The sequence below is a fragment of the Skermanella sp. genome (assembly GCF_059503625.1).
The window spans coordinates 1-9,083 of sequence record NZ_JCACHA010000816.1 but is presented as its reverse complement, the minus strand read 5'-3'; the positions used below and the strand labels follow the sequence as shown (position 1 = coordinate 9,083).

The window sequence follows — 9,083 nt, the reverse complement described above, 5'->3', positions numbered from 1 at the left end:
TGGACAAAAAAGTGAGCTTGCTACAATCATCGCACTCAACAAGAGAATTGTCCAATGTCTCGCCTTCCTGCCGTTAGGCCACTGTCGCAGATACTGCCGCCGGGATCAGAAGGTGGCGGAGAGTTCGCACGTGTAATCAATTTGTTGATTTACTATGATGCTCGCCGGGCCGGCCACACCATTAACCTATTCAGCGACCGCGCCGGGGACGCTTATGGGCTCGACGCTTTCGACAGCGAGGGGATCGGCTACCAGTATAAGTTCTTCCCCAGCCCGCTCAGCGACGACCATCGCGCCGAAATCGTCAAGGCGCTGAAGAAGGCTATTGCCGAGCACGAAAAGAGTAGAATTCAGAAATGGGTTCTGGTCACGCCCGACGATCTGGTCAATTCCGTAGCCAGAGTCCAGGGCGGTGATGTGGAATGGTTCAAAAAACTGAAAGCAGGACACGACGCGCCCTTCGAACTGGAACATATGGGCCATACCAAGCTCCAGGCCCTGTTCTTGAATGCCGAGGCCTTGTGCCTGCATTATTATCCCGAAATCGTTCCCAATGGATTAAGTCGCCGCGATACCATTCAGACCATTCGCAAGCAATACGACAACAACTTGAAATCATACTACAATCGCATCGAATTTGTCGGCATGTCGGTGCGCAAGGAGGATGCGAGCCGTGGCCTTCCTATGCAGGCCATTTACATCCCCCTAGAGACCGTAGCGGAGGGGACCGCCGCCGATGACGATAAGGCAGAACGCACCAACCCGCTGAAATTTTTGGAGTACGGCAGGCGCACGGTGATCCTGGGGGATCCCGGCAGCGGCAAATCCACAGTCCTGCGCTTCCTGGCCCTGGCTGGCCTCCTCCCAGAGCTGCAAGCGCGCTACTCGGCGCGCGCTGATGACCGGCTAACGGTCTTGGTCACGCTGCGGCGCTATGCAGATGCACTGAAATCCAACCGCGATCTCCCGTTGCTCGATTACATCGTCGCCTCGATACGAGCGGATTTTTCCATTCCCGACATCTCCGTGGATTTTTTGAAACACTTCTTAGAAACGGGCCGGGTGGTTCTGCAATTCGACGGCGTGGACGAACTGCCCGACTTAGGTTTCAAGACCGTTGTGCGCGACCGCGTCCGCAGCATGGTGACCAGCTATCCCGGCAACACCGTCATCGTCACGTCGCGCATTGCCGGGTACGAGGCCGAGGCCCGATTCGCTGGTAGCGATCCCTTCCACCACTGCCAGATGGCATCGCTACAGGAACCGCAGCAGCGGTGCTTCGTCGAGGACTGGCACCGAGAGAGAACCGAACAATCCCAGGAGCAGGCCAAGTTGGTTGAGGATTTGATGTCGATCCTGACCGACTCCGATAATGTCGCAATCCGCGAACTGGCGCGCAACCCTCTGCTGTTGACAATCATGGTGCTGGTTCACCGCATTGATGTTGTGCTGCCGGACGAGCGGGTGAAGCTGTACGAAAAGTGCATCGAAACCCTGATGTTCACATGGCTGAACCGGAAAAAGGACCTCGGGTCAGGCTCGTCCCGGAAGGAGCGGGCGGAGCAGCGCCTGTTACGCCGGCTGGCTGCGCTGGCCCAGTGCATGCACGAACAGGCTGGCAGCGATGGCGCCGACAAGCGCGCGGTGGTTTCTGCAAAGCAATTGGAGGACATGCTGACCCGCCATATCATGGCCGTCGAATACCGCGGCAACGAGACTGAGAAGAACAATGCGGAGGATGAGGCACAAGACTTCTTGAAATATGTGCGGGAGCAGGCCGGGCTGATGATTGAAGCCGGATCGAACCTGTACAGCTTCCTGCACTTGACCTTTCAGGAATACCTTGCCGCCCGCCACATCATCATCCAGTCCGAAGCACGAGGAGGCGACAGCTACATCTGGGAAAAGATCGAGCCGCTGGCGGCTGACGCACGCTGGCGGGAGGTGATCCGCCTGTTGGTGGCAGAACGGAAATCGGAGGAAAGTCAGCGCAACTTGACCGGTAAAATCCTTGAACTTGGGCGCCTTGCCGAAGGCTCCCTTGCCGAAGCCAATCTTGCCGCCCTGTGCGGCGGCTTGCTGATCGACCGCGTTCCCGCGGCAGCGGAAAGGGCACCGGACATTCTGGCCGCCCTGCTGCTGGCTACCGCCCGTGCGGCCGATGACCAAGGGATCGTAACTGCTCTGCTGGGACAATTGACGACGCTGGTGGGCCGGGCGGACAATGCCGGTTCCATCTGGGACGAGGCGGTAGAGCAGGCGCTGGCGCAAGCCGGCAGCGGCGTGAAAGCCGGAGTCTGTCTGACCGCATTCACCGTGCCCCTGGCGCGCCAGCGAGTGGAGCCGCTGATGGATGTGCTGCTTGATGACGATGCACAAGCGGCGGCCCTAGCAGATGGGTTGCTGTGGAGCAAGCCCGCGAATGGCCGCTATGTTCAAACGGCACGCGATCAGTTCTTTCCTTATCTTCAATACGGCTTGTTAAAGTCTCCTGACAGCAATTTTCTGACAAATCTGACTGCATCTTCCTTGCCACAATTTGGCGCCAAAGAATTGGGCCGCCTTATGTTGACCGCAGCTGCCTCCGGTAGTTCTGGGCCGTTTATGGATTGCGCCTACAATCAAGCAATCTTTCATGCATCAACCAACCGAGAAGTCACCCAAGAGGCTTCTAGTGTAGGAAAAGAGAAGTATAATTGGCACCGCAGCCGGGCTCGGGATCGGGATCGGGTTCTAGATCGAGTTCTGGATCGGGTTCGGGATCGGGATCGTGTTCTGGGTCGTGTTCTGGATCGGGTTCGGGATCGGGACCGTGTTCTGGATCGTGTTCCGGATCGGGATCGTGTTCTGGATCGTGTTCGTGTTCTGGGTCGTGTTCGTGTTCGGGATCAACATGTTCGGCGGGGTTGGGAGCTGCTCTGGTCGGAAATTTTGAAGGATCGCGAATTGCAGGATGCGATTATCAATTTCATCTTGCTCCCTCTGAATCTACCCCGGTCGCCGATTTGGTGGGAGGCCTTGCGGCGCCACTATCTTCCCAATCTCTGCTATCGCCATACCTTGTTCCGATCCGAAACCCTGACTCAAACCGTCGCCGACCTTAAGCGCGGAAAGGACGAGGATGCGGTCTGGCGGGCCGCCTGTTGGTTGCTGCTCGACCTGGGGCCTCAGCAATTGTCGATTTTAAATTTGCCAGAGGAGGTTTTTGAGCAGTTGATTGCCGTATGCAAACGGCTCAGCCACCCGGTCCTGGAATTCATCTTGGCTCTGCACCAAGCCTGCCGCACCGAGGAGCCCGACGAGACAGCAATTGCCGCAGTCAAGGCGATGTTTGATAATCCATCCCCGAAGTTGCGGGAAACTTTGGTGGCAACTTGCTGGATTGACCCCCGCCGGCCTCGGCGCCAGTTTCGCGTGGCAGGCGCGGCTGGCGGAGTTGATCCCACGCCACTGGCATGAGACGTGAACCGATGCTGAGCATCCGGGGCAATTTTCGAGAGACATCGAATTTTACGAGATACGGCGACATCCAGAACTACGAATGCATCCGAGCCGGCATCGTCAACTTGTTGGGCGAAGCTGATAGTTGGGCGAGTTTGACGGCGATCATGGGTGCAGCGGACTATGCGGCTTGCTCAATGCCGCAGACGTCATGCCACGCCTGGAAGGCGCGGGTCTGCTCGGTATTGTAGTCGGTTACGGTCATGCTGTGGCGGGACAGGCGGAAAAGATTGTCGATCTGATCGTAGGCGGACAGCAAGGGCACTGCCGCGCGATTGTGGGTCAAGCCGCTATTGCCGTTTCGGATCCGGAATTGGTGTCGAACAGCTGCCCGAAGCCGGGACCGAATTTGCCGTTGAGGACGGCACAGCGGACGCGGAGCAGGAGATCGGCGCCGTGGCGGGACCAGCGCATCTGCTGGGATTTGTTCATGCGCCGGTTGACCAGGAAGTTGGCGGTGCCTTCGGTGATCGAAGCGCCGACCCGTAAACCGACACGATGGCGTTCGGCATAGTTGACCAGCCAAACGATGAGACAACGGTCGATCTCGCGCCGCGCCGTCCACAACCGACGCGACGATGGATCCCTCTTTCGGCCGCCTAGATGTTCAATGTACCGGCGAGACCGCGACGGCGGGTTTGCCGCTTGGAGAGTTTCGTATCGTCAGCAGGCAAGCGGCCGGTTCAGCACATAAATGATCGATTTTCGCCCATCCGCACACACATAGCCCCAGGTGCGGGACATGGCTCTCGCGCCTTTCGCCTTTAAAAACGCTGGAGGAAACCCGAACAATGGCGACATCCGAAGGAAAGGCCACCATCGCAGCCGGCCCCGGCGCCGCCGCTGCCGGTGAACCGGACGAGCAGATCGGGAAAACGCCGGTCGGCCGTTCGTTCATGGGGATCGCGGCGGGGTTCCTGCTGTTCGTGGTCATGCTGATGCTTCCCGCACCCGCCGGCATGTCCGATGAGGCCTGGATCGTGGCGGCGGTCGCCGTGCTGATGGCGGCCTGGTGGGTGACCGAAGCCCTGCCGCTGGCCGCCACCGCCCTGGTGCCGCTGGTCCTGTTCCCGCTGCTGGGAGTGGCGACGACGCGCGAGGCCGCATCGCCCTATGCCGATCCGCTGATCTTCCTGTTTCTCGGCGGGTTCGTGCTGGGCCTTGGGCTGCAACGGTGGAACCTGCACCGGCGCATCGCGCTGACCATCATCTCGTGGGTCGGCACCGAACCGGCGCGGCTGGTCGGCGGATTCATGCTGGCGACCGCGTTCCTCAGCATGTGGGTCAGCAATACCGCGACGGCGGTGATGATGCTGCCGGTCGCGCTGTCGGTGATAGCGCTGGTCGAGCGCGACCGGAAGCAGGACGGACAAGGCGCGGGACGGCGGAACTTCGCGGTGTCGCTCCTGCTGGGAGTGGCCTACGGCGCCAGCATCGGCGGTCTGGCGACGCTGATCGGCACGCCGCCCAACGCGCTGCTGGCGGCCTATATGTCACGCACGTATCAGGTCGAGATCGGCTTCGCCCAGTGGATGGTGGTCGGCGTGCCGCTGGTCGTGGTCATGCTGGGAGTGACATGGCTGCTGCTGACCAAGGTCGTGTTTCCGACGCCCGCCGGAGCGATCAAGGGTGCGATGAGCGCCGTCGGCGGCGAGATCGCCAACCTGGGGCCGATGACGCGGCCGGAAAAGCTGGTCGGGACGGTCTTCGTCGTCACGGCGGCGACCTGGATACTGCGGCCCCTGATCTCCGATTTCGTCCCCGGTCTTGACGACACGGTGGTCGCGATGGCGGCGGCGGTCGTGCTGTTCCTGATCCCGTCGGGATCGGAGCGGGGCGGGTTCCTGATGGATTGGGACACCGCCCGCAAGCTGCCCTGGGGCGTGCTGCTGCTGTTCGGCGGCGGGCTGTCGCTGGCTTCGGGGATATCGGACAGCGGCCTTGCCGAATGGCTGGGCGAGATGCTCGGGCTGCTCAGCGCGTGGCCGGTCATCCTGGTCATGCTGGTCGCCACGCTGGCCGTCATCTTCCTGACCGAATTGACCAGCAACACCGCGACGGCGGCGGCCTTCCTGCCGCTGGTCGGGTCGGTCGCGGTGGGCATCGGCATGGACCCGTTCATGCTGACGGTTCCGGTGGCGCTGGCGGCGTCCTGCGCCTTCATGCTGCCGGTGGCGACTCCGCCCAATGCCATCGTCTACGGCAGCGGCAACCTGACCGTGGCCGACATGGCGAAGGCGGGCCTGTACCTGAACCTGATCAGCACCGTCCTGATCACCGGCTTGACCTATCTGGCGGTCGGAACGCTGTTCCGGGTCGGCTGACCGGTCAAGTCAGGCGGTACTGATCGTCGGTTACGTGTTCCAGCCAGTCGACCGCCTTCCCGTCGAGCTTTTCCTGGATCGCGATGTGGGTCATGCCGGTGGTCGCGGCGGCGCCGTGCCAGTGCTTCTCTCCCGGCGGGAACCAGACGACGTCGCCGGGGCGGATCTCCTCGACAGGTCCGCCCTCGCGCTGCGCCCAGCCGCAGCCGGCGGTGACGATCAGGGTCTGGCCGAGCGGATGGGTGTGCCACGCGGTGCGGGCGCCGGGTTCGAACGTGACGCTGGCGCCGGCGGCGCGGGCTGGATCGGGCGCGCTGAACAGCGGGTCGATCCGGACGGCGCCGCTGAACCAGTCCGCCGGCCCCGTGCCCGACGGCTGCGATCCGCTTCTCTTGATGTCCATGGTCGTCTTCCCTTCATCGGAACGGCGGCCGCGTGCTGTCGCCTGCCGCCTCGAAGGTAATGGAAAACCCGCGCGTCTCGTTGCGTCGCGCAGCGTTGCGCATCCGGTGCGCATCCGGTGGATATGGCTGCTGCAGTCGCCGCTCGATACGATCTTTTTGTCTCGTTTTTAGGGCAATTTTATCGTACTTAGCGCGTATTGGTAGCAACCGACAGTGCGGGAGAACCGGCGTGAGCCCCGTCAAAAGCGATCTGGAAACAGCCCTTTCCCACTGGCCCGCCGATCCGTCGGAACCGGTGCTCGAACAAACGGTCGGTGGCGCGTTGCGCGACGCCGCCGCGGCCTGGAGCGGGCGGACGGCCTTGGTCGACGGGACGCTGGACGCGGGTGAGCGGCGGCGGTGGAGCTTCGCGGAGCTTCTGGCGGGGGCCGAGCAGGTGGCGCGCGCGCTGCTGGAGCGCTTCGCGCCCGGCGAACATGTCGCCATCTGGGCGGCGAACTGCCCGGAATGGGTCCTGATCGAGTTCGGAGCGGCCCTGGCCGGTCTTACGCTGGTCACGGTCAATCCGGCCTATCTGGCAAAGGAACTGGCCTATGTGCTGACCCAGTCCAAGGCGGTCGGGCTGATCGTGCAGCCGGAATACCGGGGCCGGAACCTGCTGGCGGCGGTCGAGGAAGTCCGCCCCGGCCTGACCGACCTGCGGCAGGTGATATCGCTGTCGTCATGGCCGGAGTTCCTGGCATCCGGGTCGCCGGTCCGGGCGCTGCCGGAAGTCACCCCCGGCGATATCGCGCAGATCCAGTATACCTCGGGCACAACGGGTTTCCCCAAGGGCGCCCTGCTGCCGCACCGCAGTCTGGTCAACAACGGGCGTTTCTACGCGCGCGCCATCGGCGCCGGTCCGGACGACGTCTGGGTCAATCCGATGCCCATGTTCCACACGGCGGGGTGCGGGCTGCTGACGCTGGGAGCGCTTCAGACCGGCGGTGTCCATGTCATTCCGGCGGGCTTCGATCCCGCCGTGATGCTGGGCCTGTTCGAGGCCGAGCGCGGCACCATCATGCTGAGCGTGCCGACCATGCTGATCCGGATGCTGGACCATCCGGAAGTGAACACCCGCGACCTGTCGTCGTGGCGGCTGTCGACGCTGGGCGGAGCGCCGGTGCCGCCGGAACTGGTGCGCCGCGCCCAAAGCCTGCTCGGGCTGAAGGTCGCGATCGGCTTCGGCCAGACCGAGGCTTCTCCTTATATCACCCACACGCTTCCCGACGATCCGCATCCGGACTGGATTTCCACGGTCGGCCGGCCGCTGCCGCAAACGGAGGTCAAGGTGATCGATCCCGCCACCGGGGCCACCGTGCCGCTGGATACGGTCGGCGAGATACTGGCGCGCGGCTATGGGGTGATGACCGGCTATTTCAACGATCCCGACGGGACGGCCAGGGCGCTGGACGCGGAGGGATGGCTGCATACCGGCGATCTCGGCAGCATGGACGCCGACGGCTATTGCCGCATTCAGGGCCGCCTGAAGGACATGATCATCCGGGGCGGCGAGAACATCTATCCGCGCGAGATCGAGGACGTGCTGTTCACCCATCCCGCCGTGGCGGGCGCGTCGGTGGTCGGCATCGGGGATCAGGAATTGGGCGAAGTGCCCGCCGCCTTCGTCCAGTTGAAGCCGGGCCTGTCGGCATCCGGGGAGGAGTTGACGGCGTTCTGCCGCATGCATCTGGCGGTCTACAAGGTGCCGCGCATCTGGTGCTTCGTGGAGCAGTTTCCCCAGACGGCTTCGGGGAAGATCCAGAAATTCGTTCTGCGGGATCAGTTTAAGGCGTAACACCGGTGACCGGAACGGTCGGGCGGCACCATCACCGGCGGCGGCAGGAAGCTGCCCCGGTCATAGCGCTTACAGCGCTTACCGGAAATACCGCTGGAAAATTTCCGTGCGAGTTGTAAAAGCAGAAGCCCAGGCCGCTTTACAGCCTGGGCTTCGTCATAAGATACTCCGGGAGCTTGCAAGCAGAGGCCGGTCCGAAGCATACATATAGTCCATATAGAGGTTTTTCAGAAACGATGCAACCCCGATTTATCTACACTCCGGATTTCGAAAAGAAGATTGAGGCAGCGTTGTCCACTGAGCGTCTGGACTCTTACCGCGAGGCACTGGGGCCGGGCTGCACATTCGACAAGGTCATAAGATTGTACAATGCCAATACGGCTTTGAGCGAAGCTTTGTTGGGGCCTATACAAGCTATGGAGATTTCAGTCCGGAATTCCATATGCCAACAGATTTCAAAAGAGCATGGCGATGACTGGTATCTATCGAACAGCATGAATCTAGAGGCGAAATCGTATCACCTCATCGAAAAGGTTTACAAAGACTACAGAAACAAGCCGCAGTTCGCCGATCCTAAAAAACTCGAGGCGAAAATCGTGTCCGAGTTGACTTTAGGATTTTGGCCTAATTTATTTAAAAGCTGTTACGAAGATCCTCTGTGGAGAAAGTGCCTCAGAAATGCATTTCCTCATGTGGGAGGAGCACTACTCAGAAATGATGTATTTGCCATCCTAGATAGGATCAGAAGACTTAGAAACAGAATTGGCCATCACGAGCAAATCATTCTCTACAACCTTGAGGAAAGATACAATAACATCATTGATATTATTTCTTGGGTAAGCCCTATTACGGCGATCTGGCTTGGCGTCTATCAGTTTTCCCACGCTTCCCACAGAGGTGGTAAGGGCAGACAGGCCTGGAGGATTTTAACGATGCGTCGGATGCCGCGTGTGAACCAGGATGTTTTGCCGCGCGCGACTTTCCTGGGCTGATGTTTCAGGTCTTTTTTTCACTGGG

Annotated in this window: 7 protein-coding genes; 4 read left to right on the top strand and 3 right to left on the bottom strand. The window is 61.0% G+C overall.

All coding sequences use genetic code 11. The annotated features are described in order from the left end of the window. Window positions 1-54 precede the first annotated feature (54 nt). A complete protein-coding gene (locus tag AC5JJ6_RS29095) occupies window positions 55-3,459 on the top strand; it encodes an NACHT domain-containing protein (protein ID WP_496045406.1) in 3,405 nt (1,134 codons plus the stop codon). 163 nt (window positions 3,460-3,622) lie between these two features. Here AC5JJ6_RS29095 and AC5JJ6_RS29090 read toward each other — a convergent pair whose 3' ends face one another. After that, a complete protein-coding gene (locus AC5JJ6_RS29090; RefSeq protein ID WP_496045405.1) occupies window positions 3,623-3,787 on the bottom strand; it encodes a hypothetical protein in 165 nt (54 codons plus the stop codon). Further along, window positions 3,784-4,068 carry a hypothetical protein gene (locus AC5JJ6_RS29085; protein ID WP_496045404.1) on the bottom strand — a complete coding sequence of 95 codons (285 nt, stop codon included), beginning with the start codon at window positions 4,066-4,068 and terminating at the stop codon, window positions 3,784-3,786. Before AC5JJ6_RS29085 ends, AC5JJ6_RS29090 begins: the two co-directional genes overlap by 4 nt. Window positions 4,069-4,292: 224 nt before the next feature. Here AC5JJ6_RS29085 and AC5JJ6_RS29080 point away from each other — a divergent pair, with 224 nt between their 5' ends. Continuing rightward, window positions 4,293-5,825: an SLC13 family permease gene (locus AC5JJ6_RS29080; RefSeq protein ID WP_496045403.1), complete on the top strand. Its 1,533-nt coding sequence runs from the start codon at window positions 4,293-4,295 to the stop codon at window positions 5,823-5,825. Window positions 5,826-5,829: 4 nt separating this feature from the next. Here AC5JJ6_RS29080 and AC5JJ6_RS29075 read toward each other — a convergent pair whose 3' ends face one another. Continuing rightward, window positions 5,830-6,228, bottom strand: coding sequence for a (R)-mandelonitrile lyase (locus tag AC5JJ6_RS29075; RefSeq protein WP_496045402.1), 399 nt, complete (start codon window positions 6,226-6,228; stop codon window positions 5,830-5,832). A gap of 230 nt (window positions 6,229-6,458) precedes the next feature. Between AC5JJ6_RS29075 and AC5JJ6_RS29070 the strand changes: the two genes are divergently transcribed. Both AC5JJ6_RS29070 and AC5JJ6_RS29065 read left to right on the top strand, forming a co-directional pair. Next, window positions 6,459-8,066: an AMP-binding protein gene (locus tag AC5JJ6_RS29070; protein WP_496045401.1), complete on the top strand. Its 1,608-nt coding sequence runs from the start codon at window positions 6,459-6,461 to the stop codon at window positions 8,064-8,066. Between the two features lie 176 nt (window positions 8,067-8,242). After that, window positions 8,243-9,058, top strand: a complete 816-nt coding sequence (locus AC5JJ6_RS29065) for an Abi family protein (protein ID WP_496045400.1) — start codon at window positions 8,243-8,245, stop codon at window positions 9,056-9,058. The last annotated feature ends 25 nt before the right edge of the window (window positions 9,059-9,083 follow it).